Origin of the sequence: Streptomyces tritici (assembly GCF_048500665.1) — a bacterium.
Classification (GTDB): domain Bacteria; phylum Actinomycetota; class Actinomycetes; order Streptomycetales; family Streptomycetaceae; genus Streptomyces; species Streptomyces tritici.
Genome location: NZ_CP183183.1, coordinates 6902116 through 6919785 on the forward strand (window position 1 = coordinate 6902116; position 17670 = coordinate 6919785).

19 protein-coding genes are annotated in these 17670 nt (G+C 74.0%); 9 read left to right on the top strand and 10 right to left on the bottom strand.

The window, feature by feature from the left end:
• Position 1: 1 nt before the first annotated feature.
• From ACNJ93_RS31805 to ACNJ93_RS31820, 4 genes are all read right to left on the bottom strand, one after another.
• On the bottom strand, positions 2-1399 hold the full coding sequence (locus ACNJ93_RS31805; protein WP_418960925.1) for a tannase/feruloyl esterase family alpha/beta hydrolase: 1398 nt from the start codon (positions 1397-1399) through the stop codon (positions 2-4).
• Positions 1400-1589: 190 nt separating this feature from the next.
• Positions 1590-2636, bottom strand: coding sequence for a hypothetical protein (locus ACNJ93_RS31810; RefSeq protein ID WP_418960926.1), 1047 nt, complete (start codon positions 2634-2636; stop codon positions 1590-1592).
• A 109-nt stretch (positions 2637-2745) separates the two neighbouring features.
• A complete protein-coding gene (locus tag ACNJ93_RS31815) occupies positions 2746-3057 on the bottom strand; it encodes a hypothetical protein (protein ID WP_418960927.1) in 312 nt (103 codons plus the stop codon).
• Positions 3058-3171: 114 nt separating this feature from the next.
• On the bottom strand, positions 3172-3771 hold the full coding sequence (locus ACNJ93_RS31820) for a class I SAM-dependent methyltransferase (RefSeq protein WP_418960928.1): 600 nt from the start codon (positions 3769-3771) through the stop codon (positions 3172-3174).
• 193 nt (positions 3772-3964) lie between these two features.
• Between ACNJ93_RS31820 and ACNJ93_RS31825 the strand changes: the two genes are divergently transcribed.
• From ACNJ93_RS31825 to ACNJ93_RS31860, 8 genes are all read left to right on the top strand, one after another.
• The gene (locus ACNJ93_RS31825; RefSeq protein WP_418960929.1) at positions 3965-4792 is read left to right on the top strand and encodes an MHYT domain-containing protein; all 828 of its coding nucleotides are present in this window, start codon (positions 3965-3967) and stop codon (positions 4790-4792) included.
• A 50-nt stretch (positions 4793-4842) separates the two neighbouring features.
• The gene (locus ACNJ93_RS31830; RefSeq protein ID WP_418960930.1) at positions 4843-7518 is read left to right on the top strand and encodes a nitrate- and nitrite sensing domain-containing protein; all 2676 of its coding nucleotides are present in this window, start codon (positions 4843-4845) and stop codon (positions 7516-7518) included.
• On the top strand, positions 7515-7949 hold the full coding sequence (locus tag ACNJ93_RS31835; RefSeq protein WP_418960931.1) for a roadblock/LC7 domain-containing protein: 435 nt from the start codon (positions 7515-7517) through the stop codon (positions 7947-7949). Before ACNJ93_RS31830 ends, ACNJ93_RS31835 begins: the two co-directional genes overlap by 4 nt.
• Positions 7950-8123: 174 nt before the next feature.
• On the top strand, positions 8124-8543 hold the full coding sequence (locus tag ACNJ93_RS31840) for a DUF742 domain-containing protein (RefSeq protein WP_418960932.1): 420 nt from the start codon (positions 8124-8126) through the stop codon (positions 8541-8543).
• Positions 8524-9177: a GTP-binding protein gene (locus tag ACNJ93_RS31845; RefSeq protein WP_418960933.1), complete on the top strand. Its 654-nt coding sequence runs from the start codon at positions 8524-8526 to the stop codon at positions 9175-9177. Before ACNJ93_RS31840 ends, ACNJ93_RS31845 begins: the two co-directional genes overlap by 20 nt.
• Positions 9178-9265: 88 nt before the next feature.
• Positions 9266-9682, top strand: coding sequence for a roadblock/LC7 domain-containing protein (locus tag ACNJ93_RS31850; protein ID WP_418960934.1), 417 nt, complete (start codon positions 9266-9268; stop codon positions 9680-9682).
• 145 nt (positions 9683-9827) lie between these two features.
• On the top strand, positions 9828-10964 hold the full coding sequence (locus ACNJ93_RS31855; RefSeq protein ID WP_418960935.1) for a DUF6397 family protein: 1137 nt from the start codon (positions 9828-9830) through the stop codon (positions 10962-10964).
• Positions 10965-10982: 18 nt separating this feature from the next.
• The gene (locus ACNJ93_RS31860; protein WP_418960936.1) at positions 10983-12587 is read left to right on the top strand and encodes an ATP-dependent DNA ligase; all 1605 of its coding nucleotides are present in this window, start codon (positions 10983-10985) and stop codon (positions 12585-12587) included.
• A 6-nt stretch (positions 12588-12593) separates the two neighbouring features.
• Here the strand turns inward: ACNJ93_RS31860 and ACNJ93_RS31865 are convergent, their stop codons facing one another.
• Positions 12594-13163, bottom strand: a complete 570-nt coding sequence (locus ACNJ93_RS31865) for a DUF6328 family protein (RefSeq protein WP_418960937.1) — start codon at positions 13161-13163, stop codon at positions 12594-12596.
• A 161-nt stretch (positions 13164-13324) separates the two neighbouring features.
• Here ACNJ93_RS31865 and ACNJ93_RS31870 point away from each other — a divergent pair, with 161 nt between their 5' ends.
• Positions 13325-13696 carry a hypothetical protein gene (locus tag ACNJ93_RS31870; protein ID WP_418960938.1) on the top strand — a complete coding sequence of 124 codons (372 nt, stop codon included), beginning with the start codon at positions 13325-13327 and terminating at the stop codon, positions 13694-13696.
• Positions 13697-13959: 263 nt separating this feature from the next.
• Here the strand turns inward: ACNJ93_RS31870 and ACNJ93_RS31875 are convergent, their stop codons facing one another.
• The 5 genes from ACNJ93_RS31875 to ACNJ93_RS31895 form a co-directional block, all read right to left on the bottom strand.
• Positions 13960-14535, bottom strand: a complete 576-nt coding sequence (locus ACNJ93_RS31875; protein ID WP_418960939.1) for a DUF664 domain-containing protein — start codon at positions 14533-14535, stop codon at positions 13960-13962.
• Between the two features lie 120 nt (positions 14536-14655).
• Positions 14656-15837, bottom strand: coding sequence for a globin domain-containing protein (locus ACNJ93_RS31880; RefSeq protein ID WP_418960940.1), 1182 nt, complete (start codon positions 15835-15837; stop codon positions 14656-14658).
• Positions 15838-15952: 115 nt separating this feature from the next.
• A complete protein-coding gene (locus tag ACNJ93_RS31885) occupies positions 15953-16396 on the bottom strand; it encodes an RrF2 family transcriptional regulator (RefSeq protein ID WP_418960941.1) in 444 nt (147 codons plus the stop codon).
• Positions 16397-16471: 75 nt separating this feature from the next.
• Positions 16472-16927, bottom strand: a complete 456-nt coding sequence (locus tag ACNJ93_RS31890; RefSeq protein WP_418960942.1) for a peroxiredoxin — start codon at positions 16925-16927, stop codon at positions 16472-16474.
• A gap of 106 nt (positions 16928-17033) precedes the next feature.
• Positions 17034-17597 carry a PadR family transcriptional regulator gene (locus ACNJ93_RS31895; RefSeq protein WP_418960943.1) on the bottom strand — a complete coding sequence of 188 codons (564 nt, stop codon included), beginning with the start codon at positions 17595-17597 and terminating at the stop codon, positions 17034-17036.
• Positions 17598-17670: the final 73 nt, after the last annotated feature.

Consider the following 17670-nt stretch of genomic DNA (forward strand, 5'->3'; position numbering starts at 1 on the left):
GTCACCGGTGGGACGCGGCCAGGTCGCAGGTGTTGACCACGTCACCCGTCGCCGGGCGTGCCACGCGGTGGTCGGCGGGCGGCTGCTTGCCGTGCTCCACCCAGGCCGTGAGGGCGGTGAAGGCGGAGCGGTAGCAGGGCAGGATGGGCCGCAGCCGGTCGGGGAACGTGTCGTACAGGCCGTCGGCGTGCGTGCCGTCGGCGACGGTGTAGTAGCGGTGCAGGCCGCCACGGCCGCGGGCGTCGATCATCCCGGCGTAGACGTCGGAGTCCGTGGAGATCGGGAGCAGCGTGTCGAGGTCGCCGTGCAGGGTGATCAGCGGCCGGCCGATCCGGCCGGTCAGCGCGATCCGGGCGACGGCCCGGTGCACCGAGTCCGGGCGCGAGGCGTAGTCGTACGCGGCGTCCGACGCGCAGGGCGCGAAGATCTGCTCCGCCGTCGAACCGGCCGTGGCGCCGGGGCACGCCGGGTCGTACGCCGGATCGAACTCGGCACGGAAGAGCTTCTGCGTGAGCCCCCAGTAGACCTTCTCGTGGTACGGCCACAGGAACTGCGAACCGGGCGCGAAACCGGCCCTCAGCAGCGCCTCGTCGTCGGCCCGGCCGAGCGTGCGGGCCACGGTCACGGGCAGGCTGGTGAGCAGGTTCGGGCCTTTGGCGGTCCAGAGGACCCCCTCCCAGTCGACGCCGCCGTCGTAGAGCTCCGGCCGGTTCTCCAGCTGCCAGCGGGTGAGGTAGCCGCCGTTGGATATGCCGGTCATGTACGTGCGCGCGGGGCCCTTCCCGTAGCGGAACCGGACCGCCTGCTCGGCCGCCACGGTCAGCTCGGTCACCCGGCGGTTCCACTCGGCCACCGCGTCCCCGGGGCGGCGGCCGTCGGTGAAGAAGTCGGGGCCGGTGTTGCCCTTGTCGGTGGCGGCGTACGCGTAGCCCTGGGCCAGCACCTGGTCGGAGATGAGCGTGTCCGTCGCGTACTGGCGGCGGGTGCCGGGGGCGCCGGTGACGACCAGGCCGCCGTTCCAGCGGTCGGGCAGCCGGATCACGAACTGGGCGTCGTGGGCCCAGCCGTGCGTCGCGTTGAGCGTCGAGTCGTCGGGGAAGTAGCCGTCGATCTGGAGGCCGGGGACACCGGAGGGGTTATTCGTCGCCCTGGCGGACAGTCCCGCCTGGTCGGCCATGTCCGTGTACGGGGTGCCGGCCAGACCGGCGGTCGTCAGGTCCGGAAGGCAGGCGAGGCGCTGGTGCTCGGCGCCGGGCACGCGGACCCGATCCTGCCGGGCGCAGTGGCCGGGCGGCGCCGGAGCTTCGGTCTCCGCGGCCCCGGCGGGGCTCGCGGGACCGGTGAGGGTCAGCGCCGCGAGGAACGCGGCGAGCAGGGGTACGCCTCGGAACGGGCGCATGGGCGGCCTCCGGAAGGGGTGCGGACGGGTGCGGCGCCCCATCCTGCGGCCACCCCCACCGCCCGGCCATGGGCCCGCACCACATCCCGGACCGGCCGCGCATGTGGCCGGCCGTGGGGCCCGGGTGTCTTCCCCCTCGCGTGTCGGGCGCAGGGTCGGGGTGGCTTCCCTCCGCCCGTCGGCGGCAGGGTCAGGAGGGTCTGACCGCGATGGCGTCCAGCGCCTCCAGGAGCGCGGGCAGCTTCGGCCCGCGCGCCACGGGCAGCACCTCGCGCGGCTCGTCGTCCAGGAGCACGAACGCCATGTCGTCGGTCCGGGCGACCAGCGACCAGCCGGGGCCGTCGGCCCGCAGCATCCGCGCGCCGTCGGGCGCGAAGCTCGACCGGACCCTGCCGACCGGCGGCGCGGCCTCCAGATAGCCCCGCAGCTCGGTGAGCGCCCGCCGGACCCCGTCGTACGGATCCCGCACACCGCCCCCGACATCGCCGGCGGCACCGGGATCGGCAGCAGCGCCACCGGCACCGGACCCGTCGGTAGAGGCCGGGCCGGCCTCGGCGACCGCGCCATGGGCACCGTCCCCCGCTCGGTCGCCGGCGGCCACGGCTGCGTCAGCCTCCACCTCAGCCGAGCCGGCCGAAGCCCCACCCGTCTCCTGCCCGCCCTGCTCGCCCCGGCCGTTCCCGCCCGTTGCGGCGGCCGCCTGGCTCTGACCGTCGTCGAACTGCGCCCGCCACGCCGACCACTGCAGCGCCACCTCGTCCGCGCCGAGGCGTCGCTGGGCCGGCCCCCATGCGCCGCCGTCCGGCGGGGCGAGGGGCGCGGGGTCGCCCTGCTCGGGCGCGGGGTCGTGCGGCGCGGGCAGGCCGGGCGCCGCGGTGGCCACGGCCAGCGGCCACCCCGGCAGGGCGGCGACGACACTGCGCTCGTCGGGCGAGAGGTCGTACTCCATCCCGCAGTCCCACGACGCGATGGCCACCGCGACCAGGGAGACGTCGTCGACGACCACCGTCCAGCGCGCCCCGTCGCCGTCCTGGCCGAGCACGAGCCCGTACCCGTCCGCGTACGCCTCCAGGCCGAGCGCCGCGCAGGCCGCCGGGTAGTCGTCGCCGAGCACGCTCGGGAACTGGGCGGGCGTGAGGAGCACGGCCGTCAGCACGTACAGCGGGTCGTCGTCGACGGCGGTGTCGACGACGGCCTCCTCCACGTCGGCGGTGGCGGTCTCGTCCGTCCCGGCCACAGCGGCCTCCCCATCAGCGTCAGGCGTCCCCATCGGTCGTCGGCGCACCTTAACCACCGAGTAACCCGCGCGTCGAGAGGCTTCCGGCGACCGATTCCGGTCTCGACGCTCAGGCCGGCGGCAGCCCGAGCAGATCCCGCGCGACGGTCTCCGGGGACTGGTCGCGCTCCCGGGCGAGCGCGATCACGGCCCGGCAGGCCAGCTCGTTGATCCCGAACGTCAGCGCCTCCGGCTGCACCGACGTGACGGCTTCCTCGATCCGGTCCTGGTCGTCCTCCACACAGCCGACGACGTAGTCGGCCGCCGCCTCGAACAGATTCCGCCGGCGCCTCCCCTCCTGCTGCGGAATCCGTGGCTTCCCGTCGGGATTCGCCCTGCGTTCCCGCAGTCTGCGCAACCTCTCCAGCACGCCTCCGGACATGGTCCACCGCCTTCCTGCGGGCGCGGCCACCGACACCACCACCGTAGAGAGCGGACGGCCGCGGCAGAAGACCGCCGATGAGGCCCTCCGTACCCTCCTGGCCGGAATACGTGCTCAGGCCTCGCGGGCCGCCAGGACGAGGTACCGGTCGTCCTCGTCCACGTAGCGCTCCATCCGCCAGCCGGAAGCCGCCAGCAGCGGACGCAGGTTGGGCTCGGCGCGCAGATCGTCCGGGGTGAGCTGCCGGCCGTGCCGGGTTGCGAGCGCGGCGCGGCCCACCGGGTGGAAGAGGGCGAGCCGCCCGCCCTGGCGGACCGTTCGAGCCAACTCGCGCAGATCGGCGGCCGGATCGGGCAGATGGGATATGAGCCCCGCGCCGAACACCGCGTCCAGCGCACCGGTCCGTACGGGCAGGCGGGTGACGTCCGTCCGTATCAGGTGCACTCCCTCGCCGCGTCCGGCCGCGACGGCGGCCGTCAGCATCTCCGGCGTGAGGTCCGCCCCGATCACCGTGCCCGACGGGCCGACCGCCGCGCGCAGCGGGGGCAGGGCGCGGCCGGTACCGCAGCCGGCGTCCAGGACGGAGTCGCCGGGGCGCAGGCCGAGTTCCGCCACCGCGGCGGCGTAGGCGGGGCCGTCGTCGGGGAACCGCGCGTCCCAGTCGGCGGCGCGGGCGCCGAAGAACTCCTGGACGTTTTTCGGGTCGTCGCTCATGTGTCCATGATCCCGCAGGCCGGGGCCCTCGTCCCGTCCCCCGATCCGGTGGTTTCGTCCATCGTCACGGTGAAAGTTCGGCGCACTCGTTCGAGACCGGCGCGATCGTTCCAGACCATCTCTCTGTCATATTCCAACAGCTTTCGAAATGCACCCCGTCCGTGCGCCCCTGCCCCCCTAGCGTCCCCGAGTCATGGGACACCTGGACCACGCCACCTTCGGCTGGCTGACCCCCGTGCTGTCGTACGCGATGGCCTGCACCGGCGCCGCCCTCGGCCTGCGCTGCACCGTACGAGCCCTGGAAGCGAGCGGCCGATCCCGGCGGAACTGGCTTCTCACGGCGGCCTCGGCCATCGGCACCGGCATCTGGACGATGCATTTCGTCGCGATGCTCGGCTTCGGAGTGACAGGCACGGACATCCGCTACGACGTACCGCTCACCATCCTGAGCCTCGTCGTCGCCATGGTCGTCGTCGGGCTCGGCGTCTTCGCCGTCGGCTACGGCCGGGACCGCGTCCGCGCCCTGCTCGTCGGCGGACTCACCACCGGCGTCGGCGTCGCGAGCATGCACTACATGGGCATGGCCGCACTCCGCCTGCACGGCGAAGTGCGCTACGACCCGCTGCTCGTCGCGCTCTCCGTCGTCATCGCCGTCGTGGCCGCGACCGCCGCCCTCTGGGCGGCCCTCAACATCCACGCCCCCGTGGCCGTCGCCGTCGCCTCGCTCGTCATGGGCGCAGCCGTCAGCAGCATGCACTACACCGGCATGTTCGCCGTCGAGGTGGACGTCGTCCCGTCCTCCGGCACCCTCTCCGGGGTCACGGCGATGCAGTTCATCTTCCCCCTCGCCGTCGGCCTCGGCTCCTACCTCTTCATCACCTCCGCGTTCGTCGCCCTCTCGCCCACCGCCGCGGAACGCGCCGCGTACGCCTCCGCCGGACAACTGGTGGAGCCGGACGAGCGGGCCGTCGACGTCGCCCCGCCAGGCTTCCGCGAGACGGTCGGCAACGGCCGCGCCTGAGGCGGCGCACCCCCGTACGACACCCGCACCGCATCCGGAACGAGGAGGACATGCGAACTCCCCGCAACACCCCCGACGCCACGGCACGGCCGCCGGTGCCCGCGCCCGGTCCCGCCGCCCGCGGACGGCGGGCCCACGCAGGACCGCCGGCCGACGAGACGCCTTCGCCAGAAGCCCCGGCGGCGGGAGCACCGGAAGGCGAGGCGGCCCCCGGCACCGGGACGGACGCCGGGCGGCCCCGGCGCGGACTGCGCCCCAGGACCGTCCGCGCGAAGATCGTCTCGCTGCTCATGGTCCCCGTGGTCTCGCTGCTCGCCCTGTGGGGGTTCGCCACGGTCACCACCGCGCAGGACGTCTCCCGCCTGCGCCAGCTCCAGCGGGTCGACGCCCAGATCCGTGAACCGGTCGCCCGAGCCGTCACCGCCCTGCAGGCCGAACGCCGCGCCGCCGTACGGCAGCTCGCCAGTCCCGGCGCCGGGCGGGCCGCCGAGCTGAGGGAGCAGGGACGCCGCACCGACGCGGCGCTCGCCCGGCTGCGCCTGGGCGACGGCCACACGGTCGGCGACACCGGCGACCTGCCGGCCGAACTGGGCGAGCGCGTCGGCCGCTTCGTCCGGCAGGCCGAAGCGCTCGCCCCGCTACGGACCCGGGCGGCGGAAGGCACGGCGGACGGCCGGGAGGGCCCGGCGAGCGGCTCGGCGACTGATTCGGCCCCCGGAACGGCCCCCGGCGACAAGGTCTACACGGCCTACACCGACGCCATCGCCACCGCCTTCGAGGTGGGCGGCTCGCTCGCCGCCCTGCACGACGCCCGGTCCGGCGCGGACGCACGCGTCCTGCTCGAACTCGCCCGCGCCGGGGAGATGCTGTCCCGCGAGGACGCCCTGCTCGGCGCCGCACAGCTGACCGGAAAACTCGACGCCCCGCGGCTCCGGCTGTTCACCGGCGCCGTCGACTCCCGCCGTACCCTGCTCGCCTCCGCGGCCGCCGACCTGCCCCGCGGTGCCCGCGACGCCTGGCGTACACGCGCCGCGCAGGACGCGCAGCGGCGCCTGACCGCCGCGGAGGACCGCATCGTCGCGGCACCCGCCGGCCGGCGCGCCGCCCAGGCAGTCCCGGCCGCCACCTGGGACAGCGCGCAGTCCTCCGTACGCGAGGGACTCGCCGCCGTCGAACGTGACGCCCGCCGGGCCGCCGCCGAAGCGTCCAACCCCTTCGCCGGCGGCGTGTTCACGCCGGGCGGCGCGGCGGTCCTCCTCGGTCTCGCCGCCGTCGCGGCCTCCCTCGTCATCTCCGTGCGGATCGGCCGCGGCCTCGTCATCGAACTCATCAGCCTGCGCAACACCGCGCTGGAGATCGCCCGGCGCAAACTCCCGCAGGCCATGGGCCGACTGCGCGCCGGCGAGGAGATCGACGTACCCGCCGAGGCCCCGGCCGGGCCTCCGGCGCAGGACGAGATCGGCCAGGTGGGCGAGGCCCTCGGCATCGTGCACCGGGCCGCGCTCAGCGCCGCGGTGGAGCGCGCCGAACTCGCCAGCGGCATCTCCGGGGTCTTCGTCAATCTCGCCCGGCGCAGCCAGGTCCTGGTCCACCGGCAGCTCAACCTGCTCGACAGCATGGAGCGCCGCGCCGACGACCCGAACGAACTCGGCGACCTGTTCCGGCTCGACCATCTGACGACGCGGATGCGGCGGCACGCCGAGAGCCTGATCATCCTGTCGGGCGCGGCCCCCGGCCGGGCCTGGCGGATGCCCGTCCAGCTCACCGACGTCGTGCGCGCCGCCGTCTCCGAGATCGAGGACTACGCCCGCGTCGAGGTCCGGCGGTTCCCCGAGACCGCCGTCGTCGGTGCGGCCGTGGCCGACCTGACGCACCTGCTCGCCGAACTGATCGAGAACGCTGCCCAGTTCTCGCCGCCGCACACCAAGGTGCGGATCAGCGGCGAACCGGTCGGCAACGGCTACGCACTGGAGATCGAGGACCGCGGACTCGGCATGGGCCCGGACACCCTGGCCGAGGCCAACGGCCGGATCCGGCAGTCCGAGGCGCTGGACCTGTTCGACAGCGACCGGCTGGGACTGTTCGTGGTCAGCCGGCTCGCCTCCCGGCACGACATCAAGGTCCAGCTGCGCCCTTCCCCGTACGGCGGCACGACGGCGGTCGTCCTCCTCCCCATGGCGCTGCTGCAGGGCGCGCTGCCGGCCGGGAGCCGTGCAGCCGCGGAGGCGCAGGCGGTGGTTTCGACGGAACGGCTGGACGAAGAGGAGCACGCGCAACGGCCCGACCGGCCGGAGCCTGTGGGTGTACACGGAGCGGCCTCGCCGCCCGCGCGCCGCGTCCTGAGGGGAGGCGACGACCGGGGTCCGGATGCCAGGCAGGGTGCCGACGAGCCGCCTCCGGCGCAGGTCACGACCCTGCGCCTGCGTACCCGTCCGGACGCGGAGCAGCCGGAGGAGACGCGACCGCCGGCGGAACCGCGCGGCGGCGGTCTGCCTCGCCGCGTACGGCAGGCCAGCCTCGTCCCGCAACTGCGTGAGGCGCCCAAGTCCGGCCCGGCGCCCACCTGGGGTGCGGCGGCCGACGGGGAACGCACCCCGGAGCAGGCCAGGGACCGGATGGCCGCGTACCGCGAGGGCTGGACCCGCGGCGGCGGAGCGGCTCCCGGGGCCCGCAGGCCGCTCAGCACTGGATTCCGCAGCGACGGCAGTGAAGGAGACGACGCATGATCGACCACGACAGGGTGGCCCCGCACCGCTCGGGCGAACTCGACTGGCTCCTCGACGATCTGGTCGTGCGGGTCAACGAGGTCCGGCACACCGTGGTGCTGTCCAACGACGGCCTCGCCGTCGGCGCCTCCAGCGGCCTGAGCCGCGAGGACGCCGAGCATCTGGCCGCGATCGCCTCCGGCTTCCACAGCCTCGCCAAGGGCGCCGGCCGCCAGTTCGGGACCGGCGGCGTGCGGCAGACCATGGTCGAGATGGACGACGGGTTCCTGTTCGTCGCCGCGGCCGGCGACGGATCCTGTCTCGCCGTGCTGAGTTCCGTCGCGGCGGACATCGGCCTGATCGCGTACGAGATGGCGCGCTTGGTGAAGCGCGTCGGCGAGCACCTGTACACGCCGCCCCGCGTGACGACGTCCCCGTCGGCCGCCGGCTGAACCGGACGCACGACTGAACCGCACGTACGGCGGAACCGCACGTACGGCGGAACCGCACGCAACGGTGGGCGCAGGCGTCGTAGTGGACCGCCTCGCACCGCACCTGGCCCCGCCCGCCCCACGTGGACCCGCACGGATCCACCCGGCCCCGCCCGGACCGACCCGGAGACCCCTGTGAACGACGACAGCACCACCGGCGCCGACGGCGCGCCGCCGGGCAGCGAGTGGTACGACGCCGAGGCCGGCCCACTGGTCCGCCCGTACGCGATGACCGGCGGCCGGACCAAGCCCGGGCCCAGCAACGTGCGGTTCGACCTCATCGCCCTCGTCGTCGTGGACGACGACCCGCCCGGCGACGCCGAGGAGGCGCTCCTCGGCCCCGAGCACCGGGCGCTGCTCGCCCTGTGCCGGGCCGAGACGCAGTCCGTGGCCGAACTCGCCGCGGACGCGGACCTGCCGGTCGGCGTGGTCCGGGTCCTCCTCGGCGACCTGCTCGAATCCGGCTTCGTCAAGGTCAGCCGGCCCGTACCACCCGCCCAGCTCCCCGACGAGCGGATCCTGAAAGAAGTGATCGATGGTCTCCGAGCCCTCTGAAAGCACCGGCGGGGGCGACGGGGCGGACACCGCCGCCCTCGCCCTGAAGATCCTCGTCGCCGGCGGGTTCGGCGTCGGCAAGACCACCCTGGTGGGCGCGGTCAGCGAGATACGCCCGCTGCGCACCGAGGAGCAGCTGAGCCGGCTCGGCGAGTCGGTCGACGACACGGACGGCGTGGCACAGAAGACCACCACGACGGTGGCGATGGACTTCGGCCGCATCACGATCCGCTCGGGGCTCTCCCTGTACCTGTTCGGGACTCCGGGGCAGGACCGGTTCTGGTTCCTCTGGGACGAACTGTCCCAGGGCGCGTTGGGCGCGGTGGTGCTCGCCGACACGCGCCGCCTGGAGGACTGCTTCCCGGCGGTGGACTACTTCGAGCACCGGCGGATTCCCTTCCTGGTGGCCGTGAACTGCTTCGCCGGCGCGCGGGACTACGGAGCGCACGAGGTCTCGCAGGCGCTCGACCTGGACCGCGGGACGCCCGTCGTGCTGTGCGACGCGCGGGACCGCGACTCGGGCAAGGAGGTCCTGATCCGGCTGGTGGAGTACGCGGGCAGGATGCACACCGCGCGGTTGCTGGATTCGGTCGGTGAGCCGCAGGCGGCGGGGCACGTCGGGAACCGTTCGTGATGCTTGCCCAGTCCAGGACTGTGCGTAAGGCTTACGCGGAACACGCGGAGCCCGTGACACGGGACCGCACCAACGGGGAGGACCGAGCATGGCGCTGGACAAGGAACTTGACTGGCTCCTCGACGACCTGACGCGACGGGTGGAGTACATCCGGCACGCGCTGGTGCTGTCGAACGACGGGCTGGTCACGGGGGCGAGCGCGGGACTGGAGCGGGAGGACGCCGAGCACCTCGCCGCGGTGTCGTCCGGGCTGCACAGTCTCGCGCGGGGCTCAGGCCGGCATTTCCGGGCGGGCAAGGCGCGCCAGACGATGGTGGAGTTCGACGACGCGATGCTGTTCGTGACGGCGGCCGGCGAGGGCAGTTGCCTGTGTGTGCTGAGCGCGGCGGAGGCCGACGTCGGCCAGGTCGCCTACGAGATGACGCTCCTGGTCAACCGGGTCGGCGAGCACCTGGGCGTGGCCGCTCGGCAGCCGGGGACGGCGGGGGTCCTCGGCGAGTTCTGATCCGTTCCTGACGGTGGATGTGGGGCCTGCCTGGGGAGTGGGCGGGGGGGTGCCGGTCGAGTTGTCCACAGGGCTTCGACGGATTCTGTCACTCTGCGTTACGATCGTCACCGAGAGTATTTGGCACTCGCGGGGGAGGATCGTGATGACCACGACCGAAGGCATCGGTTCGGAGGCGCAGGGCGCGGCGGCGGGCTCGGCGGTGCTGTCGCCGGGACCGGCGGCGCAACGGCTCGCATTGAAATGGGACGAGTTCGAACTCGCCGTGCAGATGGGCCTGGTGCGCACACTGCCCGGGACAGGGCCCCGGATCAGGGTGGAGCCCGGGGAGGTCGACCGATTGCGCGCGGCGCCGGACTTCCCGGACGGACTGCGCGAGCGTGTGCGGGCGGTGGGCACGGCGGAGGCGGCGGCGTTGCTCTCGGTGTCGGCCGAGCGCTTCACCTGGCTGGCGCGAACCGGGCACGTCCGTCCCGTGCGGTTCTACCTGAACCGCTACAACACCGTCGTCTGGCTCTATCTCGCCGGGGAACTGCGCGAGTTCGCCCGGGATCATCCCGAGCTGCTCAAGGCCAGGATGGGACGCGAGGCCCGGGACCGTCGGGCCGCGGGCGAGGACCGACGGCCGCGCAACTGGCGGGCCAGGCGGCTCGGGCTGCTGCTGCGGGCCACGGACGACCCCTGGGAACGGGCGGCGGCCATCGCCTCGCTGCTCGATCCGGTCCAGCTCGCCGAGGTCGTCGTGGATCCGTACGAGCGGTCGTTCCTGCTGCGGCTCAGGCCGCCGCTGCCACCGGGGCTGCCGGAGGGTTCTTCGGCGAGGGAGATCGCCGACCGGCTCATGGTGGCCGACGATCCGGACGAGATCCTGTGGCACCGCACCAGCCTCGCGATGGCACTGGAGGAGGCACGCGAGCTGCAGACCGCGCCTCGGCCGGCGGCCCGTACCTCCCGGCTGCCCGTGCCTGAGCCCGCACACGCGCGCATGCCCGCGCCCGCGCCTCCGCCGGCCGCCGTCCGTGCGTCCGCCCCTCCGGCCGGGCCGGGAAGGAGCGGGCGTGCCCGGGAGTCGGTGCGGCCGCCGACGAGCTCGCGCAACCTGCTGACCCGGCTGAGGCTGCGCCGCGGCTCCCGGCCCGGCGCCCACCCGGCGGAAGCGGCCGGGCGAGGGACGGAACCGGGCCCAGCGCGAGAAGCGGGAGGGGCGGCTGAGCGGGAGAGACGGGTGAGAGGGAGCGGATGGCCTGAGCCGACGGCGGCAGGGAGTGCGGGGGAGGCCTGAGGCGGGGACCATGGGCGCATGCTGCTGGTGCGTCTCGCGGACGTCTCCCGTCAGGTCGCCGCCACCTCCGCGCGGTCCCAGAAGATCGCCGCGCTGGCCGGGCTGTTCGCCGAGGCGGAGCCGGAGGAGAGTCCGCTCGTCATCGCCTACCTCGCCGGAAGCCTGCCGCAGGGCCGGATCGGCGTGGGCTGGAGCGTCCTCAAGCACGTCGTCCCTCCTCACGTCGCCCCGGCCGAGAACCCGGCGCTCACGCTGGCCGAGACGGACGCCGCCATGACGGAACTGGCGGCCGTCTCGGGAGCGGGGGCACAGGCCGAGCGGATCCGGCGGCTTCGGGAACTCATGGCGGCGGCGACGCTCGGGGAGCAGGAGTTCCTGGTGCGGCTGCTCGGCGGGGAGGTGCGGCAGGGGGCGCTCGACGCGGTGGCCCTGGAGGGCGTCGCGCGGGCGGCCGGGGTGCCGGCGGACACGCTGCGCCGGGCGGTGATGCTCGAGGGTTCGCTGCCGCGGGTGGCGCGGGCGGTGCTCGCCGAGGGAGCAGCGGCGCTGGAGGCGTTCTCGCTCCGGGTCGGCAGTCCCGTGCAGCCGATGCTGGCCCATACGGCCGGATCGGTCCGCGAGGCGGTCGAGGCGCTCGGGCGCTGCGCCGTGGAGGAGAAGCTCGACGGCATCCGCATCCAGGTCCACCGGGACGGCGACGACGTCCGGGTGTACACCCGGTCGCTCGACGACATCACCGGCAGGCTGCCGGAGGTGGTGGCGGTGGCCCGGGGCCTCGCGGCGGAGTCGTTCGTCCTGGACGGGGAGGTGCTCGCCCTCGACGAGACGGGCCGGCCGCTGGCCTTCCAGGACACCGCTGCCCGGGTCGGCTCCCGCGTCGACGTCGACACCGCCCGCGCCGCTCGGCCCCTGTCACCCGTCTTCTTCGACGTCCTCGCCGTCGGGGACGAGACCCTGATCGACGAGCCGGGGGACCGGCGGCAGGCAGCGCTCGCCCGGCTGCTGCCGGAGCACCTGAGGGTGCGCCGGACCGTCGTCGACGACCCCACGTCCACCGCAGAGAAGGAGGCGGCCGACGCGTTCTTCGCCGAGACCCTGCGCCGCGGGCACGAGGGCGTGCTCGTGAAGGCGCTCGACGCCCCGTACGTCGCGGGCCGCCGGGGCCGCACCTGGCTGAAGGTCAAACCCGTCCACACGCTCGACCTCGTCGTCCTCGCCGCCGAGTGGGGGCACGGCCGCCGCACCGGCCTGCTCTCGAACCTGCACCTGGGTGCGCGGACCGCCGACGGCGGGTTCGTGATGCTCGGCAAGACGTTCAAGGGACTCACCGACGAGATGCTGCGGCTGCAGACCGAACAGCTGCGGGAGCTCGCCGTCGAGGACGACGGGTTCACCGTTCGGGTGCGGCCGGAACTCGTCGTGGAGATCGCGTACGACGGCGTCCAGCGCTCCACGCGCTACCCGGCCGGCGTCACGCTCCGCTTCGCCAGGGTCGTGCGGTACCGGCCGGACAAGCGCCCCGAGGAGGCCGACACCGTCGACCGCCTCACGGGCGGCGGCCCCGGCGGCGCACCGGGCGCAGGCCCGTCCGGTGCGGGGCCCGGGGGAGAGGACGAGGGCTGATGCGGCTCAGTCGCCGCTGGTGTACCGGTGGCGGGCCCAGAACGGAAGCACGTACCAGCAGAGGAGGTACCAGAACACCAGTCCGGCCACCAGCCAGGGCACGTACGCGGCGCTCGTCGCGAAGCGGAGGACCAGCAGCAGGGCGGAGGTGAGCGTCGCGAGCAGCAGCGCCAGCCCCACGGCGATCAGCCGGGAGGCCCACTGCACCGCCTGCGGTTTGATGCGCCGCCCGGCCACGATGCGGTGGAACGACACCGGGCCGATCAGGGCGCCCGTCGCGGCCGAACCGAGGGCCACGGTCGTGATGTAGAGGGCGCGGTCGGCCGACGAGAGCTCGGCGAAGCGGGGTGCGAACACGACGGTGAGGAGGAAGCCGAGCAGGATCTGCACACCCGTCTGGGCCACGCGGATCTCCTGGACCAGTTCGCCCCACCGGCGGTCGGCCCGCTCGTTCGGCGTCTCGTGCCGGCCGTAGTACAGGCCGTCCGAGTCGGACTCGTCCCGGTCCGGCCCGCCCCGCTTGCCGCGCCCGCCCGTGTCGCCGCTGTCGGCCCGGTCTCGCTCCTGCCCCGACATGGGTCCTCCTCGGTCTCGGCCGCGGCCGTTCGGCCCTGCCGGGACGGGTACCCGGAGCGGGGTGCGAGAACCGCAACGGCTGGGCCGGCCGGGTGAGAGTCGCGGAGCGGCGGGTGCCGGGCGATGCTGGAGGGTGACGCCGGGATGGCGGCCGGGAGGAGATGAGCGACGTGGACGAACGACACATCGACACCGACGTGACGGTGCAGCTGAGCTGCTCCGGCGAGGACGCCCGAGCGGTGTTCGAGGCGCTGGACCGGGTCTACGCGATCGAGGACGCGCCGACGGCCGGGATCGAGTCGCAGGTTCCCGCGCCGACGGTGTGGATGGCCACCTTCGACACGGCGGCCTCGCGGGGCGGCACGGCTCGTCCGGCCCACCTCAGCGGCGAGGTTCCCGTGCTGCTCACGGGCGGGTACCACGCGGTCGACGAGATCGAGAAGGTGCTGGCGCAGTCCTTCGACGTGCGGTCGCTGGAGTCCGTCTCCGGGGACCAGGAGACCGAGGCCCGCCTCCTGCTCGCCTCCCGGTGACCGCGGGGGAGATTTGAGCCGGTCGGGGCGGCGGTGAGGTGACTCACACCCTAGGGGTGGAGAAGTCCGGAACACCGGGGCATGGTTTATCGTTCATTCACATGTGGCCGTGACGATACGGCGGGCCCACCCCTTCCCCCCCCCCCCCCGGGTGAGGCAAGCCTCCGGCCACGACATCGGCCCCGGCTGGAATCCCCCGTCCAGCCGGGGCTCTGTCGTATCCCGGCGCCCTCGGCCGATGGCGCCCTGCGCGCCGGCCGGGCTCACTGCCCCACGCGGCCGTCGATCCGTTCCCGCAGCAGGTCGGCGTGGCCGCAGTGGCGCGCGTACTCGGTGATCTGCATCACCACCAGCTCGCGCAGCTGCGCGTCACCGCCGGGCCGGGTGCCGAGGTCGGCGAAGGAGGCGATGAACCCGTCGGTCAGCTCCCGTTCCGCCCGCCACCGCTGCCAGGCCTCCTCCACGACCGCCGGGTCGGCGACCGCGCCGTTCCAGTCCGCCTCGCGGTCCTCGGCGGTGCGGTAGATCCGGGGCGTGTCCTCGCCCGCCAGCCGGCGCAGGTGCCGTTCGTCCTCGGCCATGTGGCGGACCAGGCCCAGCAGGGACATCGTCGAGGGCGGGACCGAGCGCCGCGCCATCTGCTCGGCGTCCAGGCCCGCGCACTTCATCTCGAGGGTGAGGCGGAAGTGCCGCAGGCCCTCCAGCAGCGCGCCGCGCTCGTCCGCCGTCACCGCGTCGGTCTCCCGCGGGTCGTCGTCGGGGTCCACCCACATGTCGGGGTGGACGGTCGCGGGCGACCACCGTGTCGCCGTCGCCTCGTCACGCTCGTCGATGTCCATCCCGGCATCGTGGTGCGGCCGGGGCGCGTGCGCCAGCGAATAGGGGGCGAGCGTCGCGCCCGGCGGTAGGCCAACGGCCAGGGTCGGGGGCCGGAGCCGACCGCCGGGACGAGCGGGCTCTCAGGCGCCGAGCCAGAGGTCCGGGCCGAAGACCTCGTAGTGGACGTCGGCGGCGGCCACGCCCCGGCCGAGCAGATCGCCGCGCACGGCGCGCATGAACGGGAGCGGGCCGCAGAGGTACGCCGTCGTCCCGGCCGGCAGGTCCAGCAGCCCCACCTCGGCGCGGCCGCGGCGGGCGCCGGAGTCGCCCGGTTCCTCGTACCAGAGGTGCAGCCGGGCGTCCGGCAGCGCGTCCACCAGGCGCAGCAGCTCGTCCCGGTGCGCGTGCGCCGCGGGGGAGCGGTCGGCGTGCACGACCGTGACGGGACGACGGGAACCCGTCACCGCGAGGTGGTCGAGCATGGCGAGCATCGGGGTGCTGCCGATGCCCGCCGAGGCGAGCAGCAGCGGTCCGTCGCCCTCCGGCAGGACCAGGTCGCCGAACGGAGCGGAGACGGACAGGACGTCGCCGGGGGCGCCGTGCGCGTGCAGCCAGGACGACACCTCGCCGGCCGGGTCCCCGTCGATCCGCTTGACCGTGATCCGCCAGTGGGGCCGGCCGGGGGCCGAGGACAGGCTGTACTGGCGTAGCTGCCGGGCGCCGTCGGGAAGTTCGACCTGGACGCTGACGTACTGGCCCGGCCGGAACGCCTCGACGGGCTCGCCGTCGGCCCGGCGCAGCAGGAAAGAGACCGTGTCGGGCGTCTCCTCGTGGCGTTCGACGATCTCCATCGGCCGCCGGGTCTCGCCCTCGGCGACGCCGGCCTGCGCGTAGAGGTCCGACTCGAGGGCGATCAGGGCGTTCGCCATCAGCCAGTACACCTCGTCCCACGCCGCCGCGACCTCGGCCGTGACGGCCTCGCCGAGGACGTCCACGATCGCCGCGAACAGATGCTCGTGCACGATCTTGTACTGCTCCGAGGTGACCCCCAGAGAAGCGTGCTTGTGCGCGATCCGGCCGAGCATGACGTCCGGGCGGGCCTCCGGGTGCTCCAGGAGCGCCCCGGCGAACGCGGCGATCGAGCCGGCGAGGGCGCGCCGCTGGTCGCCGGTGGCCTGGTTGCCGCGGTTGAACACGTCGCGCAGGAGTGCGGGGTGGGCGGCGAAGAGGCCCGCATAGAACCGTTCGGTGATCTCGTCGAGGGCGGCGCCGACCGCGGGGAGCGTGGCGCGAACGACCGGGGTGGCCTGCTCGGAGAGCATCGTGACTCCAATTCTGGTAGATCATCTGCGTATTTTCGGCCGCGCGGAAGCACGGCTCGAACGGTGGCAGGAGCTGCGACGGCGGGGGAGCGGCGCCGAAAGGTGCCGGGGTGCGTCAGCCGGGGCGGGTGCGGGACAGGGACACCAGCACCGGCCCGGTCGGGGATTCGACCAGGTCGGCGACGGTGAGCGGATCGAGCGTCCGGTAGAACGCCTCCTGGGCCGACCGGAGCGCCCCTCGCAGCCGGCATGCCGCGCGCAGCGGGCAGGGTGGATCGCCCTCGCAGGCGACGACCTCCTCGTCGCCTTCGAGTGACCGTACGAGCCAGCCGACGGAGGCCCGCCGGCCGGTCTCGGTCAGGGTCAGCCCGCCGTTGCGGCCCCGCCGCGCCTCCACGACGCCGAGGTGCTGCAGCCGGGTGACGACCTTGGCCATGTGCGCGTACGGCACGTCCATCGTCTCGGCCACCTCGCGGGTGGTCTCCGAGTCGTCCTGTCCCGAGACCGCCAGGCGCATGACGGCACGCAGCGCCAGGTCGGTGAACTTCGTCAACCGCACGGCAGGACCGTATCAAATGCGCATCCACGATACTGATTAAGGGGGTCCCGGCCGAGTGAGGGGAGTCGGGGGTGGTCAGACGGTGCGCGTGCGCAGCGCCGCCAGGGCCCGGTCGGCGTGGGCGCTCATCCGGAACTCGCTGCGGACGATCTCCAGCACGGTCCGGTCCTGGTCGATGACGAACGTGGCCCGCTTCGTCGGCGCCAGCGAGAAGCCGCGCTGGACGCCGAACCGGCCGCGCACCGCGCCCTGCGGGTCGGACAGCAGCGGATAGCCGAGGCTGTGCCGGTCCGCGAACTCCTGCTGCCGGTCGACCGGGTCGCCGCTCACGCCGACCGGCTGCGCGCCGGCGGCCTTGAACTCGGCGGCCAGATCACGGAAGTGGCAGGCTTCGGCGGTGCAGCCGGGAGTCATCGCCGCGGGGTAGAAGAACAGCACGACCGGCCCGTCCTGCAGCAGTTCGCTGAGCGTGCGCACCGTGCCGGTCTCGTCGGGCAGGCTGAAGTCCTCGACGACGTCACCGATCTTCATCCGACTTCCGCCCCTTCCGGAGAACGCCCCGCTCCCTGCGGAACGCCGCGACCCTACCGGACGGTATGCGGACGCGGCGACGCCGGACCCGGGGCCTGCACACTCCTCACACGCCTCGTGCCTCCCGCGCGGCGAGGACGTCCAGGACCCGCTCGCCCCAGCGCAGGTTCTCCTGCTCGAAGGACCGGCCCCGCATCAGGGTCAGATACGGCCCGACCCGCTCGGTCTCCCGCAGATACGTGGCCTCGTCGCGGCCGGCCAGCATGTGCTCGCGGAGCCGGTCGAAGCGGGCCAGCCGCTCCCGCGTCCGGTCCAGGTGCTTCCGGACGCTGCCGCGCACGGCCGCGGAGTCGCCCACGTCCACCGCCTGGATCTGCACCATGAGTTCGTCGCGGATCGCCGTGGGGCGCGGTTCGGCGGCCGTGAACGCGTGCAGCTCCTCCCGACCCGCCTCCGTCAGCCGGAACAGGCGCTTGTTCGGCCGTCGTTCCTGCTGCACGACCCGCGCCGCCACGAGGCCGTCCTCGGCCAGCCGGTCCAGCTCCCGGTACAGCTGCTGGGGCGTGGCGGCCCAGAAGTTGGCCACGGACACGTCGAAGACCTTGGCCAGGTCGTAGCCGGACGACTCGCCCTCCAGGAGGGCGGCCAGCACCGCGTGCTTGAGAGACATCCGGTCACGTTAGCACTTCGGCGATTAATCGACTTCGCACCTAATCGACGACGATGAGAGGTCGAGACGCGAG